Genomic DNA, 23,259 nt, shown 5'->3' on the forward strand with positions numbered 1-23,259 from the left:
ATGAATTCGAAAATGCCCTAACTGATTCAAGAGCGACGGCTAAAGCCTTCAAAACAGACCTTAGAACGCGTCGGCGAGACCCATACCGGGATCGCTGACCGTGTGACGGCCAGTCTCGACACGGCCGGCCAGGCGACGGGAGAAGCCCACGTCAGCGTCATTGGTCACGACGAAATCGTACCAGCAGCCGTTGGCGCCCAGATCCCAGAAAAGCTCAACCCGCCGGTGAGCCGGGACCGCCACCTGCCAGGAGGTCGTGGGGACCGGGCTCAGGGGATGCGCCGGAACGAAATCAGGAAGCGGAGCGACGAGCGGAATCGGGGCAAACCCAGAAGCCATCGGCTTGAACACAGGAACCGGGCAACCGAAGCCGACGAGCGATTCATAGATCTTGTTCGACTTCACCGTCAGATGTGCCGCACTGCCGCCACCGTTGCGGATCTGCATATAAAGCCCGCCACGCACGGCATCATAGCCGGAAGTGATTTCCGGATTAGCCGAATAGCCCGCCTTGGCAACGGAAATATTCCCCTTGAAGGAGCGGTGGAAACCGTTCGGGCCGAGCACCCAGAGGTCATAGGCGCCTTCTGACGACACCGTCCATTCGTCCTCAAGCACCTTTCCGGGTTCCACCGCATAGCGCTGTGGGAGGTTGGTGAGGTTCAGCTTGTCATAGACATGGAACACCGCACCGGCATAGCCGGTATTGGCGAACAGCAGCTTGACGGCATTTTTCGCCGGCTCGACGCAGGCCGAGGCATGCAGCGCATAAGGCAGAGAACGCGAGGGCCGAACACCCGTTACCTGCACCGGCAGGCCACGATCGGCAGCAGGCGTGATCTGCGGCAGGGCCTGCTGCGCCGCACGCAGCGCATCGGCCTCGGCCTTGGTCTTGCCGCCCGCAAGTGTGGGGAGCTGCTCGTTGTTCGGCGATACGAAGTTGAAAGCACTGGTGAGATCACCACAAACAGCACGGCGGAACGGGCCGATGAACGGATGTGTCACACCGAAGCGCGTCTCAAGGAAACGCAGGACCGAGGTGTGGTCGAAAGTCTGTGAATTGACCCAGCCTCCTCGGCTCCAGGGAGAGATCACGAACATTGGCACGCGTGGCCCTGGGCCATACACATTCCCGTCGGGTCCATGTGACGGCTGCGTGCTGGCGGCAAGACCCTCGGGTAGCGGATGGTTGTAATATTCGTAGCTCAGATCGTCGCTGCTCAGCGTGGCCTTGCCCGCATAGGTACCATCACCGCGTGGAGAAGGGGCCGAAGGCGACGGCACGTGGTCGAAGTAACCGTCGTTCTCATCATAATTGACGATGAACACGGTCTTGCTCCAGACCTCTGGCACGGCAGTAAGCGCGTCAAGGACCTGCTGGATGAACCAGGCACCCTGGACCGGGCTCGATGGTCCGGGATGTTCGCAATAGATTTCGGGCGGGACGATCCACGACACCTGCGGCAGCTTGCCATTCACAATGTCGCTGCGGAAACTATTCAACCAGGCGCCGGCGTCAGCCTCAGCCTGGCTCGACACCGGCATCGTATTGGCAATGCCCTTGACCAGGGGATTGCCAACGGCATCCGACGGCAAATAGGCCGGCTGGTCCGCGTAGCTGCCCGACGTCGAGATCTGGTGGGATGCGGGCAAAGCCTCATTGGCCTTGCGGTATTGCCGGAAGCACATCCACGGATTTTTATGGCTGTAGTCCGGGATATTCTCGTAGACTAACCAGCTCACGCCAGCATCTTCAAGACGCTCGGCATAGGTCTTCCACTGGAACCCCTCGGTGGATGGACCGGGAGAATACCAATAGTCGATGTTATTCACAAAGGCGACACCGGCTGCAGCCGGGCCGTTGGTGCCTTCCCACATGAAGTGACGGTTCGCATGCGTGCCGGTGTGGATGCCGCAATGATAGCTGTCACAGACAGTGAAGGCATTGGCCAGCGCGAACTGGAAGGGGATCTCGGCCTCCTCGAAATAGCCCATTGAGGCCGTGTTTTTGTAGCGCGGCCATTGATAGAGTCGTCCCCCATCCCAGGCATTGTGAGCATCGTCCCAGGAATGCGGTGTACCGGAAACACGCTGGGCATTACCCTGGGTCTCGTCGAGATGATAGGGCAATACGACATTGCCGTTGCCGTCGATCTGCTCCCAGACCTTGCGGCCATTGGGCTGCGGAATAGTGAAACGATCGCCGAAACCGCGGATACCTTTGAGCGTACCCAAATAATGATTGAACGCACGGTTTTCCTGCATCAGGATAACGACATGTTTGACGTCCCTGATGGTGCCGGTCTCGTTGAAGGCGGGGATGGCCAATGCGCGGCGGATGCTTTCCGGGAAAGCAGCCAGCGTCGCCGCCGCAATGCCGCCGGTGGCGGCACCTGAAAGAAATTGTCTACGTGTCGTCACGGTCGGTATCAACCTTTCATAAGACAAAATTGATCGCCGGCACACAATCCTCACTGTGTGCCTCGCGGATATCCGAAAAGAAATTGAAGCCCGACAAAACTGCCCGACCTATTATGATGCGGTCTCCAGGCAAGCCATAGTAAAGCCCTGTCTCCATGCATGCGCGGAGGCTGGCTACGACCACTTGAAAGGGAGGCCAAAGCACGCGGCACAATGGCCGCGACGATTGTCAGAAGTTTCGCACCAGCAAAAGCGGCCGATGAGCGCAGCTAGCAGCGGCAGAAGCAAAATGACATGCAGGCCATGCTAAGCAGCGAAGATGACAATTATTGGTAAGAAAAATTATCATATAATGACAATATATAACGACCGTGAGGCGCAAGGGTTATATAAAGAAATTGTGATCAGGAGCCTGGATATGAATGGGCGCGTTCGCCGAAATCATTATCATGCAGGGTGACGCCATTTGTAGCAATGGCTTCCCTCGACAGCCCGTGATGACCGGGGAAGGATGTAGCAATCACGTCCGGCATGACAGCGCCTCATTCGGCGAAAGCAGCTTGGGAGAGCGGTCTTGGATGCGGGTTTTGCCATTTCACCCGCTTTGTCGTCATGGCCCCTGCCCCGATTTCGATAGCTGGCAGCGGTCCCGCCCATTATAGTCTTGCGCCATGAACTGGCTCGACCCTTCGACGATTCTTACGCGGCTGCTGCCTCAAATCCATCCTCTGCCTTCGGCGGGAGGATCGGCTGCGCCAGCCGGTAGTGCCGTTTCCGATTCTGGCGGGCTCACTTTGCCGGAAGGAACCTGGGGTTTCGTCTTCCGTACCTGGCTTGCCGCGTCGCTCACCCTCCTCCTGTGCTTCTATCTCCAGCTCGAATATCCAGCGACAGCGATCGTAACGACCATCATCATCGCTCAACCTGTCGTCGGTATGGTGCTGTCCAAAGCGATCTACCGCTTCATCGGCACGATCATCGGCGCCAATGTCGCGCTGATCATGGCTGGCGCCTTCGTGCAGGACCGCACGATGATGCTGACCGCCTTCACGCTATGGATCGGGCTTTGCGCCGCCATAGGCACACTGCTGCGCGACTTTCGTTCCTATGCCGCGGTGCTTTCCGGCTACACGGTGGCGATCATCGCGATCGCTCATATCGATTCGCCGCTGCATATTTTCGACGCCGCTGTCGCCCGTGTCTCGGCGATCTCGATCGCCATCCTCTCGACCACCGTCGTCAATGAATTGTTCTCCAGCCACCATGCCTGGACCGATGTGCAGCGCGCCATCAAGCTGAATGTCGCGGGAATCAAATTACAGTTGCGCCAGACGCTCGATGAGGGAAGCCGCCCCGATGTACTGCGGCGGTTTTCCCTGGCGAGCACATTAATGCCGCTACGCAGCCAGCTCACTTATGCGGCGCCGGAGCTTTCCGACGGCAAATTGCGTATGGCCGGTGCCCGCAGCGTGATTCTCGCTTTGTTTGATATGGCCTCGGTCAATCAGGGTCTGGCGCTCGGCCTCGGAGAATTGCGCGAAAAGCGCATCTTCATCACCGAAGCCATCGCCATCGCACGCAAGGGGCTCGATCAGTCCTATCCGGAACATTTCCGTCCCGATCTTACAAAACTCATTCGCCGTCAACTCACCGCCGGTGATCTCACCCTCGAGGAAGCCTTCGTGCTCGACAGGCTCGACAGGCTGTTTGAACAATATGCCTTTCTGCGTGATGGCATGCGGGCGATGCGGCTAGGCCATCGGCCTATCCGCGACGTCTCTCTGCCCGTTCACCAGGATCCGATGACAGTTTTCCTGAATACTGTGCGCGTCGTTCTCGCAGTAGGGCTCACCTGTCTGTTCTGCGTCCTCTCCGGCTGGCCGGAGACGTCTTTCGCGCTCGTCAACACCGTATCCTTCATCGCGCTCGGGGCGGTGAGTTCCACGCCCATCCTCACCGGCCGCGCGGCATTGATCGGCTATCCCCTTGGAGTCTGCACGGCGACCCTTGGCTATTTTTTCCTCATCCCGTCGATCACTGGCTTTCCGCTGCTCATGGTCGTCGTCTTTCCCTTCATCGCACTTTCCTGCATCCTCATCGCCATCGGGCAATCTCAGATGGGCATGCTCTCCGGAATGGTCTTCTTTCTTTTGACCAATCCCGACAATCCTCAGACCTATAATCCTCAGCAGTTTCTCGATCACGCCATCCTTCTGGTCGTCGGCGGCGTCACCGTCTACATTTCGCTTTGGCTTGCTCTGCCCGTCTCACTCTCCCGGCGCATTTTGCGCGTCGCCTTCGCGCTCGGTGATGATCTCCATGCCATGCTACGCGGCGACGTCAGCATCACCGAGGAGAATGAAGTGAGCATCCAATATGACCGCTGGAGCCAGATCCATGGCTATGCGCAAGCCCGCAAGATGACTCTTGGGCGCAGAAATCTGTTGGAACAATTTGCCGCGATGGGCGATCTCAGCATCCTCATCCGCCGCGCCGAAGTCGCCCTGGCGCGCGCGTCAATTCCGTCAGCACTGCGGATGCAGGCGCAAGGAGCGCTTTTCAGCCTCGATCCGCAAGCCCTGCGACAGGCAGCGGAAGAACTCCTTGCGCATTCCAAACGCCATCCGGATTTGCATCATTTCACGATCCTGCGGACGGCGGCGAGCCTTTACTCGATCACCCTGCAACTGCGCAAGGCGGAGCGCTTCCTGCGTCATTTCAAGCTTTATGAATCCTGGGCGAGCCGGCCCGAAAGTGAAAGCCCCAGCGCCGCCTTACCCCCACAATCGGGTGGTAGTGGCTTGACGCCGCAACCGCTTGCATGATGATCAAGGCGGACATCGATTTTCGGCGGAGAGAAGACACACCATGCGCGAACTGGTTCTCGGGGAGATTCTCGTCGCCCCCTTCATCCGCTATGTCTTCTTGGCGCTATTCATCTTCGTGCCGCTGCGCCTGATCCTCGTGCGCGTCGGCCTCATGCGCGCCGTCTGGCATCCTCGGCTTGCCGAGGCGAGTCTTTACATCTGTATTCTCGCTCTGCTCAATCTCAGCGCATGAATGCGTCCTGAAGGTTTCTCCACCGATGTTCAAGCGTTATCGCGATTTCGTCCGCGTTTCGATTACCGTCATCTTGATGATTGCCGCCTGCGCCGGCCTCTATGGATTGTTTGTCCATTATATGTATGCGCCATGGACGCGTAACGGCAGGGTCCGCGTGCAGGTGGCTAATATCGCGCCGGAAGTGTCGGCGACGATCGTCGGCGTGCATGTCACAGACAATCAACTGGTCAAAAAAGGCGACCTGCTCTATGAAATCGATCCTGCGGAATTCAAGATTGCCGTCGATCTCGCACGCGCCGTCCTTGCCAGCAAACGGGCTGATGCCAGCCTGAAACTAACCCAGGCGGAACGGCGTGCTGCCCTGACCACCCTCGCCGCCTCCGATGAGGAAAAGCAGATCTATGCCGCTGCGGCGGCTGTTGCCGCAGCCGACACGGGCGCGGCGCAGGCAAGCCTCGACAGAGCCGAGCTCAACCTCGAACGCACGCGCGTCCACAGCACGGTCAATGGCTATGTCACCAATCTCCTCATGCGCGTCGGTGATTTCGCCTCGACAGGCAAGGCGAATATCTCCGTCGTGGACAGCGATTCCTTCTGGATCGACGGCTATTTCGAGGAGACCAAGATCGAGAATCTTCATCTCAACGATCCGGTCTATATTCAGCTGATGGGCTATCAGCCGCTGCTCACCGGCCATATCGAAAGTTTCACGCGTGGCATCAACACCGCGAATGCAACACCCGGAACACAAGGGTTGCCGGATGTCGATCCGATCTATACCTGGGTTCGTCTGGCCCAGCGTATCCCGGTGCGCATTCACATCGACGACATACCCGAGGGTATCCATCTCGCGGCCGGCATGACTTGCACTGTCTGGGTCAAGGAGCGCCCCTTATTGGAGCGGATCAGCAGCTGGTTTCAACGTCACTGAGCTTGTGCGGCGCCTGCCGGCGCGGTGACGTCAGTTTGTGCGGATGGTGCAGGCGTTGATCCCCCGGGAGCCGATGCGCCCCCTTGCGCCGCAGGAATAGACGCGGCCGGCTGCGAGGTGGGCGTGGGAGCGACGTTAGCGCCAACCGGCGCCAGAGGTGTCGAGGCAATCGTATTGTCGATCGGCCTTTCGCCGAGAACCGCCTGGACATTCGCATCTTCGACACGGCTCTTGCCGAGCTCCGCACCCATATTGCGCACAGCCACCGGAACGCTGGCATAATTGCCATGATGCAGCAGATCCATCGACTCGCTGGAAAGATCCACGACCTTCACGCCTAATGCATCAAGCGCCGCATGATCCTCAGGTTTGTGCGGGTCGAGCGCCCCCAGGCGAGGCCTGTCGCCGGCGAGGGTGCGCGAAAGGGATAAAGCCCGGTCGTTAGCGGTGACGATCACAACGAAATGGGAGGGGTCGAGCCGTGCCATCTGCTGCTTGAACACGTTCAGGTCAATATCTGGCGCCGCCAGCATGACATCGCCGAGGCGTCCATTGAGATCCGGGCTTCCGCCGATTGCATTTTCCCGCAGCGCTTCCATGGCAAGCCAGGTACCCATGGAATGAGCAAGAATATGCACGCGGCCGACATCCGGCAGGGCCCCGACTTGCTGAATGAGCCGCGTCAGGGAATCGCGTGAAATGGTCGCATTTTCCTTCGCCGCGCCGTAGTCGAGCAGATTATTGGCGGAGGGCCATGTGAAAAGCACCGGCACACCGCCAAAACGACCGTCTTCGACGATTTGCGCCAAGCGATAGCGCGCATCGTCATAGGACGTGTTGAAACCGTGGACATAAATCAGAATGTCGCGATTCGAGCCGATCCGCCCGGAAAGATGCATGGCGATCGTATGCAGGAACTCGTCTTCCGCCAGTGAACGCCGGCCGGCAAGGACGATGTCGCGGTTTGGATCCTCGTCGCCAAGCGTAGGTCGCTCCACCTGCCCTGCCTGATGCGATGGCGGCACCGTAATGCCCTGAAGGGAAAACCGCGTCTTGTCCCCGGCTTCTTCCGACGCATCGCCGCGTTCCCCCTTGCGGCGCGAGACGACGAAGACGGAAAGCCGGTGCGGGCCCGCCTTGGCACTGTCCGGAAAGAGGGACGCGAAGGCCGTTCCCGGCACAGACACAGCCGAGAGGCCGGAATCCGCGCAGCCGGCGAGTCCGAAAGAGACCAGCCCCAGGCAAAGGAAGCCGAAACGGCGGGCGCATCGGACCCGAAGGCTGCCATGAAGGCGCCTGTGCTGAACGAGATGAGTGCGGTTCATGGGCAAGCGCTGCAAGCTTCCAGTCCTTTCAGCAGCTTTTCCGTCTTCCTGCGGCAGCGGCTTTAAGAATATGTCTCGTTGATGCCGGTCAAACTTGGCCAGATTGGGACAGATTTTGAGCCCTTCGTCACTCCGGGCTTATGACGTCAGTCCCGTCGATGCGCTATGCTCAGCTCAGCGAGCTGAGCAGGAAATGAATATAGGGGTCCGGAAAAACCATGCGACAACAGGGTGCTCCCGTTAAAATCCTCGTGACCGGCTTCGGACGATTTCCCGGGGCGCCCTATAATCCTACAGAAGCCCTCATGCAGCGCCTGGCCGTTTACCGCCCTCGTCTGAGGCGGCTCGGCATTCATCTCGACTACGCCGTTCTTCCCGTTGTTTATGCCGAGTTGGCGGAACGGCTTGCAAGGCTGTTGCAAGACCACGAGCCTGACGGCGCTCTGCATTTTGGTCTCTCGTCGCGGCGTTTTCATTTTTCCATAGAGACACGTGCGCTCAATCGGTGCTCGCCATTACGGCCGGACGCCGCAGGAAAGAAGCCCTGGAACTCTGAATGTCCCAGGAGCCATTTCCTTCAGGCAGGTGGCCCCATGATGATGGCAAGCCGCTTCCCGGCGCGAATGATCGTCGCTGCCCTCGATCGGCGCGGCATCCCGACACGACTTTCTCAGGATGCTGGCGACTATTTATGCAATATGGCTCTTTATCAATCTTGCCGATCTGGAATCGCAGCCACAGGCTTCATCCATGTCCCGCTGCGCATTCATATGCCGCAAGGCATAGGAACCCGGCGGGTGACTGCGTCCATGCTCGATCAGGCGGCTTTGATGGCGATAGAACTGACGGCACATCATTTACGCAGCACCCGCCAGTATAAAGTGTGATCAAAGGAGCGAAGGAAGCAATCGAGCCATTCAATGTGTGGCTTCGGCGAGACTCCGCAAATGCTCCAGCCCTTCGGTATAGAAAGCATCGACCTGGTTGATGGCTGCGGTTCTGGGAATGCCTTCGCGAACCTTGAAGGCCGAAGTCCAGATGACGATCGTCTTGCCGCCCGCTCCCGCGAGAACCTTCATTGTCGCGCGAAAATCCTGAACCGGAAGCGGGGATGTCAGCACATCATAGCTGAAAACATGACCGGCTTCGCTGAGATTGGTCAGCCGCTCGATGAAGATCGCACCGTCCTGTGACATCAGCGTGCGGACGGACACGTAATTTTCGGTGTCGAGCACACAGGATTTAAAAGCCGGATGCCAATCCTTGATGGCGCAGAAATCGCGCAACTTGGCCCACACACGGTCGACCGGCGCTTCGATCTCGATGCGCCGCATCGCCTGATCCGCTTTGCTTTCCTGAGCGCAAAAGGCCGCGACGAGCAGGAAGAGAAAACGCAACGCAAGGGACAAAAAGCGACCTTTCCCCTTGCCTGCGAGAGAGGATTTCTGGTTCAGGAGCGTTCTCGCTGATCAGGATGGCAGCCAGAGCCCAAGGCGGGAGACCGCCTCCACCATATCCCGCTCCGGCCCGGCAAACGACAGGCGGATAAAGCTGTTGCCCCGATTACGGTCGAAATCAAGTCCCGGCGTCACGGCAATCCCGGTTTCATCCAGCATGCGCCGGGAGAAGTCGAGCGAGTCGTTGGTGAAGCGAGAGACGTCTGCGTAAATGTAGAAAGCGCCATCGACCGGGTGGAACTCGGAGAGGCCGATCTGCGGCAGGGAGTTCAGGAGAAAATTGCGATTGGCGGCATAGCCGGCTTTGATCAGCTGTAGCTCATCGCGCGCGTCGAAGGCTGCCTCCGCCGCCACCTGACTGAGATAAGGAACGGAAATCGCCAGATTCTGCTGCAGGCGCTCAATAGGACGGACGAATTCCTCGGGCACGATGAGCCAGCCGACGCGCCAGCCGGTCATGCAATAATATTTCGAGAAGGAATTGGCGACGATCACCCGGTCGGAAAATTTCAGCGCGGTTTCCGCCGGCTCGCCATAAGTGAGGCCGTGATAGACTTCATCAGACACGAAAGTGATGCCGAGCCGATCGCAGACCGCGCAGACAGCCTGCAGGTCCTCCGGGCTCATCATCGTACCGGTCGGATTGGCGGGGCTCATCAGAAGCAGGCCATCGAGCGGCTTTTCGGCATGGGTGGCTTCGATCATAGCCGCGGTGACGACATGGCGGCTCGCGCCATTGGTCTCGATGACCACCGCCTCGAGGCCCAGAGCATCGAAAATATTACGATAGGCCGGATAACCTGGCGATTGGACGCCGATACGCGCTCCGGCGTCAAATCCCGCCAGGAAGGCCAGCATGAAGCCACCGGAGGAACCAATGGTCACGGCAACACGCTCGGGCGGAACTTCGACGCCATAGGTTTCCCGATAATGACGTGCGATGCGGGCGCGCAGGCTCGGACGACCGAGCGCTTCCGTATATCCGATGCGGCCGCGGGCGAGTTCTTCCTGCACGGCCTCGCGCACCAGAGCGGGCGTCGCCGCTCCCGGCTCACCGACTTCCATATGGACGATATTCTGGCCTTCCCGCTCGCGCTGGGTAGCCTGATTGAGAATATCGAGGGCCAGAAACGGAGCCATGGCGGAACGGGAGGAACTACGTCCGCGCAGAAATTGCTCCATCAAGCCTGTCATCCTTCCGACCTTTCGTCCTGATGTCTCCGAGCCAAACGGCAAAGATTTTGCTTATAAGCCCTCGCGTCGAAGAGACGTGGCTTAAGCTTTGTTGGTGGCGCGGAGACGTTTCTATCCTTCGCAGTCGAGACCCTTCCGTCTCTCATGCAATCCTTGGCGCTAAAAATTGGAAGCGAAGCCTCAAGAGTGAAAGCTCATGAGAGTGAACACTCGCGGATTTCGCGGTAAAGTAAGAGCAGACCGGAATCTCTGGAATCCGCTCCTATTTCAAACTCCTGGTGCCCTGACCCCAATAGACAGAAGATTGACTCGGCGAAGACGATCAATCCGCGATCCGTTCGAACTCTCAAGAACGTGCCTCCCGGGTCACCGTTTTGCTTAAGAGTTCAGCAAAGCGGCGGCACATTGCCGGAACAATAAAGGCATGGCAAGAACTGTCTTTCCGGATCGCATCAATTATCCTGACGTCACGCCGGAATTTCCTGCTAAAAGCGGGAATACAGCCCATTGCCGATGATCCAATTTCAGACCTTTTTCTTCACTAAAGCATGAAGCTGTAATCAAGTTTGCGCTATTATGGCGGAACTTGCCCAAAATCGTATCAAAATAAATTGGAAATGGAAATCAATTCCGCTTTGTTGCTAAGGGCTGCGCCATTTGGAGACAATGATGTTCGACAAGGACCTGAAAATGTCCATGCGTTCCACCGCTTCGGTCCTGAGACGTTCGGCGCTCGCCGGCGCCACGCTGATGGCTTTTCTCGCGCCCGTTTTGACGGGCGTAGGGGCCAATGCGGCGGATGAATTCACCGCCGCGCAAAAGGCCGAGATCGGCACGATCATCAAGAGCTATCTCCTGGAAAACCCGGAAATTCTCCGTGATGCCCTGACCGAGCTTGAATTGAAGGAACGGGCCGCCGCGGCGGATGCCCGCGCGAGCATCGTCGCCGATCCGTCGAGCCCGCTCTACACCTCCAATACGGGAGCGGTCGTCGGCAATCCCGAGGGCAAGATCAGCCTCATCGAATTTTTCGATTATAATTGCAGCTATTGCAAACGCGCACTCGGCGATATTGCACAGCTCATGAAGAATAATCCGGATCTGAAGGTCGTTTTGAAGGACCTGCCGATTCTTTCCCCAGGTTCCATTGAAGCCGCCAAAGTCGCCGCCGCATTCCGCAATCAGTTCTCTGGCGACAAATTCTGGGCGTTTCATCAGAAACTCCTCAGTTCGCGTACGTCGGTTGGCCAGGCGCAGGCGCTCGCTGTTGCAAAGGAACTCGGCGCCGACATGGACCGGCTCGAAAAGGACATGGCGGCACCCGCGGTCATCGAAGGCATCAAGGAAACGGATCGGATCGCCAAGGAACTGGACATCAACGGCACGCCCTCCTTCATTCTCGGGCAGGATGTCGTCGTCGGCGCGGTCGGCGAGACGGAATTGCAGACAAAGATCGCCAACGTTCGCAAATGCGGCAAGGCGCTCTGCTAAAAGGCTCCTCCCATGAGGGAATGCATTGCCGTCAGGTGATGCGCCCCTTATGATCGGGGTGATTGCGGCAATCGATTTGATTCCCTCACCCCGGACCACGAGCAGTTCACCAAGCAGTAGCGATAAGGCCTGCTCGTGGATCGCTTCCATTGCTTGCTAGCCCGGATGCGCGAGCGGAAATACGGCCCGCTAATGGCTGGACCGACTTATGCTTTATGATGCTAGCAGGCAGCGGCAAGCTGCGAACCAGCACGGGTGCATGGCAGAAGCAAGGTTTCCCGGAAGGCATCGGCGTTCGATCCGACAGCGTCCAGGAACCCGCATTGGACCGAGTGAGACATTCCGCAAGGCAGTGTTCATTAGGCCCGATGTTGATGCGCGCTCGCTCCGATTTGAAGCTTTGAGAATGAATTCTGTCCAGGCGGCGGTGAGGGTCAATCGATGAATGAAGTAATCAAACGCAAGGAACCCATGAACAAGGCGATCGTCGATGTCGACGCCGATCTGTTCGTGAAAAGCCTTCCGGGCTGGCTTGAAGTGACGCATTTCGTCATGGCCCAACGCGCTGGCAATGCGAAGCCGCTGAACGAGGACGGCTCTCTCCCGGCGTTGAGCAAGTCCGATCTGAACACCAGCGGCACACAGAAGATCGCCAATGATTCCGTCTTCTCTTTCGCAATCGCGGCGTCCCTCAAGGGTGACAAGGCTGCTTTCGACAAGGTCGAAAAGGAATTGTTAGCGCTCTATGGCGACAATTTCCCCGGCTCCTTCGCCTTCTGGCATTTCAAGCAAGAGCCGGATGCCAAGCCCGAGACGCTCGACGATTATGTCGGCATGATCGGCAAGACCATGTTGGAGCATGGTCATTTCGAGCCCAAGGATACATGGAACGCCGGCGTGCGCTTCCTTGAGAAAATTCGCGGTTCGAATTTCGTCGTGGAATTGACCACGCCGCTCGCGCAATGGCATCGCGATACCTGGACCAAGATCATAACCCAACTGAAATCACAGCTCGTCGATGCGGACAACAACATTCCGCCGATCAAGAAAGAGCTCGAAGAGACGCGTAATGATCAATCTTTCATTGCCGCTCTGCTGCTTTCAGCCGTCGCCGCAGTCGATCAGGAACTGACTGAAGATTATCAGGGTCTCCTGAAATCCGTTTCACGCCGCGTATAAAAACCCCAGGCACCAGGACAGGTTCGATCCATGATGGTGCCCACTGATAGTCACCATCTAGTCAGTATCTAGAGCAGCATCGCCCGGGAATTCGCTTCACCGGGCGATGCTCAATCTCGATGACATTTTAGAGAATCATCATTCTGTTTGCGGATTTGAACAGGCACCGCCATCGCACTCGTTCAAATTTTTCCATAATGGAAACAAAGTCGCATCAAGTCGGCGCCGCAGTGGACCATTCCGAGACAGACCGCAAACCGCGCCCAAACACCACAATCAATATTGATTAGATTCCATAAGGTGCGGATTATCTCCACCGGCATATACACCAGCAACAGATTAATGATCGCGTGCCAACAGGATCATATCATCCGAGAATGGCGCATGGCTGCGTGCGTTTTTTCAACAAACTCACTCGTTCTTCATGTGTCATCGGCTCCCACGGGACCAGCTTGTCAGCGAGGACATCCAATCTACGCAAGAGCGTCATTTCAAAAAAGAGATCCATAAAATCAATGTCGCGAAACACCAGAGAACCAGATGTTCTCATACGATCGGCGAGACGATCAAAATGCGCGGGCATTTCAGTCCAATGAAGGCCGGCACCATGGTGGTGACAAAGGTGATAACCTTCATTCATGAAATTCACTTCATCCAGGACAGTTACAGTGTGTGCGAAATATTCATCCGGATGATCGGGATCGTAGAAGGCGTGTTGGACCCAATTGATAATCGCGGTGATAAAATTCATGGCAAGCAAAGGAATCAATAAATACAAGATTCCAATTTGCCAATTATATAAGAAAACCACAAAGAAAAATGAGTAATATCGGACCATTCCCGATAGCATTCTTCGTTCATTTTTCACTTGGCCCTTGGCCTTGAAATAACGATAGGAAGCTATACCCACCATCGTCCAAAAGTTCTTGGTTAAATAGCCTGAAAAAAAGTCCCAGCGGCTCGTCCGATCGAAACGACGGGAATCGGATGTATCGTGAGGTCCATTGTGTTCTTTATGGTGAAGACGAACATGAGAGGTTCGATCCAGTTCAGGAAGACTCCCATAGAAATAAGCAAGGAAGAATTCGACATAATGGCCGAAGATCTTGTCGTAGCGATCCGAGAAGAAACCTTGCCGTCGATGGGCTTCCAGATGTTTAACGCTGAACATCCTCACAAAGCGGTTGAACTTAAGGCCATAGAGAGAAAGATAGAAGGCGACCACGAGTAACAGGTTGACTTTGTATAACACGAGCTGAGCGACGAAAATCGGCACGGTTGTGAGGGTGATCGAGACCATGAGTCGCAGTGCCGGAGTATCGCGCGAGTCCCTCAATACACTCGGGCCGATCCGTTCCAGCACCTGATCGTATGTCGACGAGAGGAATGCGTAGCCTTTGACAAGAGGAGAGATTTTGCCCAGCAGGATCGACAGTCCGTAACCTGCGAAGGAAACGGAAGCTACAGCGAGAACGGCAATCGTGCTCAAGAGAGCCATAAGAAGCTCGAAACAATAAGTCAGCATGCGGCGCAGGGATCTCTCGTCCACGACCCCGTTAGAACTTCCCTGCAAGAGAGATAGAGATGCATTGTGCTGGGAAGCTGTAATGACTTCTGAAACCTCGGCTTCCATTTACATTTCCTCCGCCTGATGACAAATGCGTCACACACACTCAACGACACACCAGGAACTTCGCTAAAGCGAAACACTATCATGTCACAATTGTATGTTGTTTTTATATACCGCATTCTGAATTTTTTATGCGTCGCAATCATTTTCCCTACGACAATATTAAATAAAATACGAATGTCGCTTTTTCTGTAAATCTTGATATATAGTCATTATAGCTATGAAATAGATATGTATAATTATCGGCAAACTCATATCATTGCCCGTTAGAGCGTTGAGGATATGACCAGAAACGCGCCAATCAAAAAACCAGAGCATCGTCAAGATTATGGAATCCTGAAGCGATTCGGCATTTTCGGAAAACGCTCTTGGAGCCAAACCAAGTAACTGACATTATTTCGCGGTCTCGACTGCAATCAATCGAGACAATCAAGACGACCTGGCAAAACACTGTTGCCAGCTCCACATGCAAGATGAAAAAGAAGAACTACTTGTCGTGAAAAGCAGACGAGGTTAACCGAAAAGGCCATCCTCGGTGAAATGTCATATAATTAGACTCATACATCACCCCTGAATGCTCTATCACGAAGCACCCAGAAAGCTTCCTCTAACACTGAAAGGATTAAGCCTTCTCAAGGAAACACAATATCACACGAGACAATCATATGGGTATTTTATAAAAGCAAATTAGTACAATATGATAATTCAAATTGTTAACGTCGCATATATCAACCGGAATATACTTCAAGAGGCCTCCAATATGACGCCGCTATCACATTTTCGTTAATACGCCGACTTCCAGCTCAGATCAAGCAAATTTATTGACATTATCAGCGTATCTACCCGACGATAGATCCAACCACGAACCAAAAAAAACCGCATCTTCAAAAGAAATGATCAATCATGTAATAAATATTATTAAATAAATTATTTCATCATTCTATTCACAAATCAATATATTTCCTGTATATAATATGTATGCATTACAATATAATATGAATATGATCGCTTAGTGCTTAATATTATTAAGCATGTTCTTTTCTGATTTGCAAAAATACATTGAGTTATATGTGTCTTGCATTCATTTTGCGACTTCATACAAATTTGCATGTTTCACACAGACAATCAATTATAAGTAATTGATTTACGAAGATGGTCATCGGAAATCCCTGAAATCCCTTTCAATCGCCTGTGCAGCGGCTTTCGCCGCATTGGGGAGCCAACCCTGCGGACACCGTTTGAGATCGGCGAGGATCGCCATTCTGGCACCGTCCTGATTGGCTTGGCAATTGGCGATTTCATGACCCATGGCTTCGAGCATTTTTGTCTGGAGCAGCTCTTCCGTCGATTTACCAACCTCGATCTTGCGGCTGTTCGGCGAAATACGGCGGACGAGGATCATATCCACCAGCCGGTAATGGGGATCAGGCGCGCGCCAATGCCCGTCGGCAATTTCCATCATATGAATTCTCTTGCCCGTTGCACCATAGTGCCGCGACCAGGCGGAAAGCACGATCGCCTTGGCTTCGCGGATCAAAGGTCCTCCCTTCCATTCGAGACGCGCAACGAAACGCGGACGCCCAAGGCTGCCGGTTCCGGCCGTTCTCGCGGCCATCAATGGCATGCCACCGCTCTTCGGCATCGAGGAAATAAGAACCTGCTCATAATCGGCTGGCGGTTTCGTCTCCTGGAGCTCCGCGAAACCCTGCCAGAATTCCGCTCTTTCCACTTCTGGGAGCATGACAGCCTTGCGCAACCATTTATGATTGCGCTCGAGTACGAACGGACAAGGTTTATCGATACCCTTCCGATAACCTTCCAGAAGCGGGGTACAAATCTCCTCGGGCGATAGGCCGGTCTTGCCGCGCGCAAGCAGGGCGCTCGTCGCGAGACGAACCAGGTCGAGCGGATAGGGCATCACGGCGGCTTCGTCGAAATCATTGACACCCCAGATCAGGCGGCTCTCCGCATCACGCCAGGTGCCGAAATTTTCAAGGTGAATATCACCTATAGAAAGCACCTCTGGCGCACGGGCGAGATCAGGGCAGATCTGAAGGATCGTCTCGGCCCAACGCCAATAGGTTGCCCGCAGGAAGCAAAAGACGTTCTTCTGCATCTTGCCATGTTTGCGGTCGAGATCGGCTTCGACGAAAGCCGGACCTATCTGATCGCGCAACCAATTGTCGTAATCGCGCGTCGATGCCACGATTGATGGCATAGCATCACCGGCTTGAGGTAATGGAGCTTGATGCCCCCTCATCCTCGCAGCGTTGGATGACACTATGTTTGCGGCCGTAGAAGAAATAGATCACCAGCCCGATGAATAGCCAGATGATGAGACGGATCCATGTATCCTTCGGGAGTCCACACATTAGAAAGACGGCGGACAATACACCGAGCGGCGCGACCAGATAGACGGCCGGTGTCTTGAAGGGCCGGTGGATTTCAGGATGACGGAGACGCAAAATGAGAACGCCGGCGCAGACGACGGCAAAGGCGAAAAGAGTCCCGATACTCACCAGCTCCCCGACAAGACCAATCGGAAGCAGGGCCGAGAGAACGGCGATCACGAGACCGGTGATGATGGTGGTTATATAAGGTGTCCGGAAAGTAGGATGCAACTTGGCGGCGAAAGGCGGCAGCAGACCATCCTTGGCCATGGCATAGAAGATCCGCGGCTGGCCGAAGAGAAAGACCAGGATGACGGAACTGAGCCCCAAAATCGCGCCCAGCTTGATCAACGCGGAGAACCATTTGAGCCCGATCGTATCGACGCCGAGAGCAATCGGGTCCGGCACGTTCAATTGATCGTAAGGCACAATGCCGGTGATGACGAAACTGACCAACACATAAAGCACCGTGCAGAACAGGAGCGACCCGAGGATGCCGATCGGCATCGTCCGTTGCGGATCATGCGCCTCCTGCGCCGCCGTCGAGACCGCGTCAAATCCGATATAGGCGAAGAAGACGACACCCGCGCCGCGAATAACGCCGCTCCAGCCGAATTCGCCTTGGCCCGAGGATGGAGGAATGAATAATCCGTCCGGATTGCCGGGCGTTACCCAATTGGCATAGGAAACGAAACCGATGCCGGCGGCAATGAACAGAATGACGATCGCCAACTTGATCATGACGATGATATTATTGACTCTTGTCGACTCGCGAACGCCAAAAACCAAAATGACCGTCATGAACAGAATGATGAAAAGTGCCGGCAGATTCAGGAGAGCGCCGGTATGCAGCCAGGCTCCCGTGGCAGGATCATAATCGAAAGGCGCGCGAGAGAGGCTGTCGGGAATTGTCAGTCCAAACCCCTTCAGAAAACTTGTGACGTAGCCCCCCCAGCCGATCGCCACCGTCGCAGAGGCGACGGAATATTCGAGAACCAAATCCCAGCCGATGATCCAGGCAATCAGTTCTCCCATCGTCGCATAGGCATAAGTATAGGCGCTGCCAGCGACCGGCACGGTCGATGCCATCTCTGCATAGCAAAGTCCCGCAAAAAGACAGACGATGCCGGCGATGACGAAGGAAAGACTCACAGCCGGACCGGCATAGGAAGCTGCCGCATGACCGGTGAGAACGAAAATACCGGCGCCGATAATGCCGCCAATGCCGAGCGAAAGGAGACTGACCGTCGACATCGACCGATGCAGGCCTTCGGAATCGCCAAGGCTGTCTTGAGCCTCGGCCTTCAGCATGGCCATGGATTTTCGGACCCAGATATTGCTCATGTCATTTCTTTCTTCGCCGCATCTACGGCGGAGCGGGACCGCGCGCCGGTCGTCACAATCGCTGCCGCCAATATGTTACATGGTCACGATGATGCGGCAAGCCGGAGGCACCGAACCGCAATCGAAGTCTCATGCTAAAATCGGGCAGAAAGCCGAGTTGCAGGATTGGAACGGACGATGCCGCTTTCTGAGAATGACCATTTTGACGTTGCCGTGGTCGGCGCCGGCGCGGCGGGCCTTGGCGCCGCCTTGCGGCTCGCTGCCTCATCCGCCCGCTTCTGCGTTCTGGAGGCGCGGACGCGTGCCGGTGGCCGTGCCTATACTTTGACGGACACTCCCTACCCCATTGATCTCGGCTGCGGCTGGCTGCATTCGGCCGACCGCAATCCGCTCGTACCGCTTACCGAAAACAGAGGATATACGATCGACCGTACCCTGCCCGCCTGGGGCACGCAGACCCTTGATCTTGGTTTCAGCGCGGCGGATCAACAGGATTATCACGCCGCTTCCGACCGTCTTTACGCGCGATACGCAAATTTCGGCGTCGACGAACCGGACGTGCCGAGTTCCGCTTTGCTCGAACCCGGTTGCCGCTGGAACCCGCTGCTCGATGCGGTCAGTACCTATCTCAGCGGGGCGGCGCTCGATCGTGTCTCCGCACGGGACAATCAGAATTATCACGATACGGGCGTCAACTGGCGGGTCATCGAGGGTTATGGCCGGGTGCTGGCGGATTTCTGGCCGGCCCTGCCTCTCCGGCTCGGCTGCGCGGTCCTCGCCATTGATCATTCGGGTGCCAAAGTACGCATCGAAACCAACGAGGGAATGCTGACGGCGTCAGCGGTCATCATCACTTTGCCGACCAATCTTCTGGCACGTGAAGCGATTCGTTTTTCCCCGCCGCTCCCCGACAAAATCGAGGCCGCGGCCGCGCTGCCGCTCGGTTTCGCCGACAAGGTGCTCATGGCGCTCGATCAAGCGGAAGACTGGCCGGTCGATGGTCATTTATTCGGCTCGATCACGCAGACCGACACCGGCAGCTATCATCTTCGGCCTTTCGGAAGGCCCCTGATCGAAGGCTATTTCGGCGGCGCTCTCGCCGCCGATCTCGAGGCGCGAGGTCCCGGCGCCTTCTTTGATTTTGCGGTCTCCGAATTGTGCCAGTTGCTTGGCAACACCATGCGCCATCGCCTGAAATTGGTTGTGGAAACCGCATGGGGGCAGGATCCGCTGGCGATGGGATCTTATTCCTACGCCCTGCCCGGCCACGCCGATGCCCGTGCATGTCTTGCCGAACCGGTAGACCAGCGCCTGTTCTTCGCCGGAGAAGCCTGTTCGTCCCACGCATTCAGCACTGCCCACGGCGCCTTCGAGACCGGTGATCAGGCGGCCCTGCAGGCGATCACTGCCTTGCGGGATCCAATTGCAGCAAAGGCGATGACGCCTCGATAGATTGCTGCATATGGTTTCGATATTGCTTGCCGCCCCATCGGGCTCTGTCCATTGTCGTTAAGAGCTAAGACGGCATAGTCTTTTCGATTCATGCCCGCACCCAAAGCCCGAATGTGAGCCGATGACATCTCCCTATACGATTCACATCGTCCAGAAGATGAGCGAGATCGATCCCGACGAGTGGAACGCCTGCGCCAATCCCGAGATGCATGCGCCCGGTGGGATCGGTCAAGCGGGGTCGTCCGCGCAAGGGCTGCCTCTCGACATGCTCCAGGGGCTCGGTGAAGCAGAGGCTGCGGTATCGGCGGCACCCTCGAAACATGAGATCGAGCGGTTCAATCCCTTTATCTCACACGCCTTTCTCAATGCGCTCGAAACCTCGCGCTCGGTCGATCCACGGCATGGATGGACGGCGACTCACGTCATCATCAAGGACCAGGAGGGGCGGCTCGCCGCGGCGGCACCGGCCTATCTGAAAACCCATTCCTATGGCGAATATGTCTTCGACCATGCCTGGGCGGATGCCTACCATCGCGGCGGCCTGAAATATTATCCGAAACTCCAGATCGCCGTGCCCTTCACTCCGGTCACCGGACGGCGCCTGCTGGTCGCATCAAATCATGGCGAAGAAGCGCGGCAACGGCTCATCACCGGCCTGCGCGCCTGGCGCGAGAAGATCGAGGCTTCTTCCATCCATGTCACCTTCTCCACGCGGGAGGATTGGGACAGTCTCGGCCGCGCCGGCTTTTTGCAGCGCACGGGCCAGCAATTTCATTTCATCAACGAGAATTACGCCGATTTCGATGCTTTTCTCGCCAGTCTCGCCTCCCGCAAACGCAAGATGATCAAGAAGGAGCGCAAGGAGGCCTTGAGCGCCGGCATTGAAATCGAGCTTTTGACCGGCTCCGATCTCCAGGAACACCATTGGGACGCGTTTTTCGCCTTCTATATGGATACCGGCAACCGCAAATGGGGCACGCCCTATCTATCGCGCGAATTCTTCTCGCATATCGGCGCCACCATGGCCGACCATATTCTCCTCGTCATGGCCAAGCGCGAAGGACGTTACATCGCCGGGGCGATCAATTTCATCGGCAAGGATGCGCTCTATGGGCGTAACTGGGGCTGTATCGAGGAGCATCCCTTTCTGCATTTCGAGGTCTGCTATTATCAGGCGATCGAATTCGCCATCAATCGCGGACTCGCGCGTGTCGAGGCAGGCGCCCAGGGCGAACACAAGCTCGCGCGCGGCTATGGACCCGTCACGACATTCTCGGCGCATGACATACCAGACAAGCGCTATGCCCTTGCAATCGATGATTATCTCAAGAAAGAACGCGCCTATATCGATGAAGCCATCGAACATTACGGCGAACTGACACCTTTCAAGAAAGGTCCGTGAAATAGGCCCTACTTGACCCTCGCCCTATCCTCACGCATCACTCGCGTCACCGGACAGATGGATCCGGGATAGGGCCGCGATCAGCGATCCATTCAGGTTCGAGCGGCGCTTCCATGCGGGGATTTGCATGAGCACGACGGTCTACGACGACAACAATATTTTCGCCAAAATCCTTCGCGGGGAAATCCCCTGCACCAAGGTTTACGAGGACGATGTCGCTTTGGCCTTCATGGACATCATGCCCCGCGCCGATGGTCATGTGCTCGTGATTCCCAAGGCGCCCGGCCGCAATCTTCTCGATATTGATGCCGCTGCGCTCAGCCAGATGATGCCGCGTGTCCAGAAAGTGGCGCGCGCGGTCAAAAAGGCGGTGAATGCGGATGGCATCACCCTGCATCAATATAGCGAGAGCGCGGGTGGCCAGGTCATTTTCCATCTCCATTTCCATATTCTGCCGCGCTGGGCGGGCGTGGAACTGCGGCCGCATACGGGAGAGATGGCCAAGCCGGAAAATCTGGAGACACTCGCGGTCAAGATCAGGGCGGCGCTGAACGAGGCCGGCTGATCAAGCGGCACGACTTGATCGTGCTCCGAGTATTTTCAGGTAATGTTGATTCGCCGAGAGCGTTTCGGATTCATCCGGCAACGCTCCACCCAGAAAACAAGAGCATTGTCAAAGAAACGGCATCGCGAAGCGATTCAAACTGATCGGAAAATGCTCTAGCGATTCCGCGACTTGAAAACGGTCAGGCTGGTGAGCGCGCCGGCTTGACTGGCCCGACATCGACCTGAATCTCGTCCCCCTCGATCCGCAGCGGATAGGGGTGAAGCGTGTTGCGGACGAGATGCGTCACGCATTTTCCGTTCACGGCGTCAAATCCCCAATTATGGATCAGACACGTGACCTTCTTTCCGTCGAAAGTCGTATTATCGAGTGGCATGTCCGCATGCGGACAGCGCCCGCGATAAGCCTTGAGTTCGCCACCTTTCGGCCAGACCAGAAGCACGCTCTTGCGGCCCGCCTGGAACAGGCCCGTGTTCCCTTCGCTAATATCACCTGTGTGACAGAGTGCGGTGAACGCCATCAGGGTCGCTTTCCGAAACGAATGTCTTGCATGGAATATCCTGGCGGAGCCAGCAAGTTATGGACCAGCACAAGCCCATCCAATCGAAGCGTTCCCGCCACTCGCAAGCTCAACCCGGTCTTGACTTGAGCCTTGCATGATTCTCTCCTCCAGCTTCGTCGTACGAAACCTTCGGAGCCAGCGGACACCATGACAGAATTATACAATAGCTATCGCAAGGATATCTATACGGAGCCGTCCGGTGTCGACAAGGACACGTTGAAGAACCTTGGTCCGCTGCGTCCCATGGCGGGAATTTGGCGCGGATCGAAAGGGCTGGACGTCAATCCGAAACGGGAGGGACCGGAAACGCAGGCTTTCGTGGAAAGGCTGGAGCTGCAGCCTATCGATCCGCAGACGAACGGGCCGCAATTGCTTTACGGGCTTCGCTACCATCAGCATATCGTCAAACCCGGTGAGATCGAAACCTATCACGACCAGATCGGCTATTGGCTTTGGGAGCCCGCGACGGGCACGATCATCCAGACGCTCACCATTCCACGCGGACAGACCGCAATGGCGGTCGGCACCGCCGCTCCGGACGCGAAGGAATTCGAACTCGTCGCAACCCGGGGTCTCACCACCTATGGCATTTGCTCCAATCCGTTTCTCGAGCAGGCCTTCCGGACCGATGAATATCGCATCAAGATCACGATCAATGACGATGGAACATGGGCCTACGACGAGACCACCACATTGATGATCAAGGGTGAAATGCCTTTTGCCCATACCGATAAGGATACGCTGATCAAGATCGGCGAGCCCACCCCGAATGGCGTCGCACGGCCGCACGAGGCTTCGTGAGCCCGTTGCGATATCGGGCAAAATCATAGGCTAAGAGTATTATGGGGCCATT

The 23,259-nt window shown here is 56.2% G+C and carries 19 protein-coding genes; 10 read left to right on the forward strand and 9 right to left on the reverse strand.

Annotation, left to right across the window (positions count from 1 at the left end; genetic code table 11):
* Positions 1 to 60: 60 nt before the first annotated feature.
* Together DL88_RS12675 and DL88_RS20960 are read right to left on the reverse strand one after the other, a co-directional pair.
* Positions 61 to 2,421 carry a phosphocholine-specific phospholipase C gene (locus DL88_RS12675; RefSeq protein WP_034996759.1) on the reverse strand — a complete coding sequence of 787 codons (2,361 nt, stop codon included), beginning with the start codon at positions 2,419 to 2,421 and terminating at the stop codon, positions 61 to 63.
* A 404-nt stretch (positions 2,422 to 2,825) separates the two neighbouring features.
* Positions 2,826 to 2,954: a hypothetical protein gene (locus tag DL88_RS20960; RefSeq protein WP_280949205.1), complete on the reverse strand. Its 129-nt coding sequence runs from the start codon at positions 2,952 to 2,954 to the stop codon at positions 2,826 to 2,828.
* A gap of 138 nt (positions 2,955 to 3,092) precedes the next feature.
* On the opposite strand from DL88_RS20960, the gene DL88_RS12680 reads away from it, so the two are divergent.
* Genes DL88_RS12680 through DL88_RS12690 form a run of 3 tightly spaced genes read left to right on the forward strand, consistent with a single transcriptional unit; the run spans position 3,093 to position 6,415 of the window.
* Positions 3,093 to 5,246, forward strand: a complete 2,154-nt coding sequence (locus DL88_RS12680; RefSeq protein ID WP_034996608.1) for an FUSC family protein — start codon at positions 3,093 to 3,095, stop codon at positions 5,244 to 5,246.
* A 43-nt stretch (positions 5,247 to 5,289) separates the two neighbouring features.
* Positions 5,290 to 5,481 (forward strand): DUF1656 domain-containing protein, encoded by a 192-nt coding sequence (locus tag DL88_RS12685; protein WP_034996610.1) that lies wholly within the window; start codon positions 5,290 to 5,292, stop codon positions 5,479 to 5,481.
* Between the two features lie 25 nt (positions 5,482 to 5,506).
* Entirely contained in the window at positions 5,507 to 6,415 is a 909-nt protein-coding gene (locus DL88_RS12690; RefSeq protein WP_034996612.1) for an HlyD family secretion protein, read from the forward strand.
* Here DL88_RS12690 and DL88_RS12695 read toward each other — a convergent pair.
* On the reverse strand, positions 6,409 to 7,755 hold the full coding sequence (locus DL88_RS12695; RefSeq protein WP_245270829.1) for an alpha/beta fold hydrolase: 1,347 nt from the start codon (positions 7,753 to 7,755) through the stop codon (positions 6,409 to 6,411). The two genes, DL88_RS12690 and DL88_RS12695, sit on opposite strands and share 7 nt — an antisense overlap.
* 203 nt (positions 7,756 to 7,958) lie before the next feature.
* Here DL88_RS12695 and DL88_RS19935 point away from each other — a divergent pair, with 203 nt between their 5' ends.
* The gene (locus DL88_RS19935; RefSeq protein WP_084705167.1) at positions 7,959 to 8,627 is read left to right on the forward strand and encodes a pyroglutamyl-peptidase I; all 669 of its coding nucleotides are present in this window, start codon (positions 7,959 to 7,961) and stop codon (positions 8,625 to 8,627) included.
* Between the two features lie 30 nt (positions 8,628 to 8,657).
* Here the strand turns inward: DL88_RS19935 and DL88_RS19455 are convergent, their stop codons facing one another.
* Positions 8,658 to 9,149: an SRPBCC family protein gene (locus DL88_RS19455; protein WP_051955955.1), complete on the reverse strand. Its 492-nt coding sequence runs from the start codon at positions 9,147 to 9,149 to the stop codon at positions 8,658 to 8,660.
* Positions 9,150 to 9,209: 60 nt separating this feature from the next.
* Positions 9,210 to 10,379, reverse strand: a complete 1,170-nt coding sequence (locus tag DL88_RS12710) for a pyridoxal phosphate-dependent aminotransferase (protein ID WP_034996772.1) — start codon at positions 10,377 to 10,379, stop codon at positions 9,210 to 9,212.
* 702 nt (positions 10,380 to 11,081) lie between these two features.
* Between DL88_RS12710 and DL88_RS12715 the strand changes: the two genes are divergently transcribed.
* Both DL88_RS12715 and DL88_RS12720 read left to right on the forward strand, forming a co-directional pair.
* On the forward strand, positions 11,082 to 11,882 hold the full coding sequence (locus tag DL88_RS12715; protein ID WP_034996773.1) for a DsbA family protein: 801 nt from the start codon (positions 11,082 to 11,084) through the stop codon (positions 11,880 to 11,882).
* A 441-nt stretch (positions 11,883 to 12,323) separates the two neighbouring features.
* Positions 12,324 to 13,061, forward strand: coding sequence for a hypothetical protein (locus DL88_RS12720; protein ID WP_034996614.1), 738 nt, complete (start codon positions 12,324 to 12,326; stop codon positions 13,059 to 13,061).
* Between the two features lie 367 nt (positions 13,062 to 13,428).
* On the opposite strand, the gene DL88_RS12725 is transcribed toward DL88_RS12720, so the two are convergent.
* From DL88_RS12725 to DL88_RS12735, 3 genes are all read right to left on the reverse strand, one after another.
* Entirely contained in the window at positions 13,429 to 14,694 is a 1,266-nt protein-coding gene (locus tag DL88_RS12725; RefSeq protein ID WP_084705168.1) for a fatty acid desaturase, read from the reverse strand.
* Between the two features lie 1,153 nt (positions 14,695 to 15,847).
* Positions 15,848 to 16,909, reverse strand: a complete 1,062-nt coding sequence (locus tag DL88_RS12730; protein ID WP_034996618.1) for a DUF2252 family protein — start codon at positions 16,907 to 16,909, stop codon at positions 15,848 to 15,850.
* Between the two features lie 4 nt (positions 16,910 to 16,913).
* The gene (locus DL88_RS12735) at positions 16,914 to 18,425 is read right to left on the reverse strand and encodes an amino acid permease (protein WP_034996620.1); all 1,512 of its coding nucleotides are present in this window, start codon (positions 18,423 to 18,425) and stop codon (positions 16,914 to 16,916) included.
* Positions 18,426 to 18,602: 177 nt separating this feature from the next.
* On the opposite strand from DL88_RS12735, the gene DL88_RS12740 reads away from it, so the two are divergent.
* The 3 genes from DL88_RS12740 (at position 18,603) to DL88_RS12750 (ending at position 21,844) form a co-directional block, all read left to right on the forward strand.
* Complete coding sequence (locus tag DL88_RS12740) at positions 18,603 to 19,877, forward strand: flavin monoamine oxidase family protein (RefSeq protein ID WP_034996623.1); 1,275 nt, start codon at positions 18,603 to 18,605, stop codon at positions 19,875 to 19,877.
* Positions 19,878 to 19,998: 121 nt separating this feature from the next.
* The gene (locus DL88_RS12745) at positions 19,999 to 21,279 is read left to right on the forward strand and encodes a GNAT family N-acetyltransferase (RefSeq protein WP_034996625.1); all 1,281 of its coding nucleotides are present in this window, start codon (positions 19,999 to 20,001) and stop codon (positions 21,277 to 21,279) included.
* 127 nt (positions 21,280 to 21,406) lie between these two features.
* On the forward strand, positions 21,407 to 21,844 hold the full coding sequence (locus DL88_RS12750; protein WP_034996628.1) for an HIT family protein: 438 nt from the start codon (positions 21,407 to 21,409) through the stop codon (positions 21,842 to 21,844).
* A 181-nt stretch (positions 21,845 to 22,025) separates the two neighbouring features.
* Here DL88_RS12750 and DL88_RS12755 read toward each other — a convergent pair whose 3' ends face one another.
* Positions 22,026 to 22,364 (reverse strand): Rieske 2Fe-2S domain-containing protein, encoded by a 339-nt coding sequence (locus tag DL88_RS12755; protein WP_034996630.1) that lies wholly within the window; start codon positions 22,362 to 22,364, stop codon positions 22,026 to 22,028.
* A 189-nt stretch (positions 22,365 to 22,553) separates the two neighbouring features.
* Here DL88_RS12755 and DL88_RS12760 point away from each other — a divergent pair, with 189 nt between their 5' ends.
* Positions 22,554 to 23,207, forward strand: coding sequence for an FABP family protein (locus DL88_RS12760; RefSeq protein WP_034996633.1), 654 nt, complete (start codon positions 22,554 to 22,556; stop codon positions 23,205 to 23,207).
* Positions 23,208 to 23,259: the final 52 nt, after the last annotated feature.

Source organism: Beijerinckia mobilis (assembly GCF_000745425.1).
GTDB lineage: Bacteria > Pseudomonadota > Alphaproteobacteria > Rhizobiales > Beijerinckiaceae > Beijerinckia > Beijerinckia mobilis.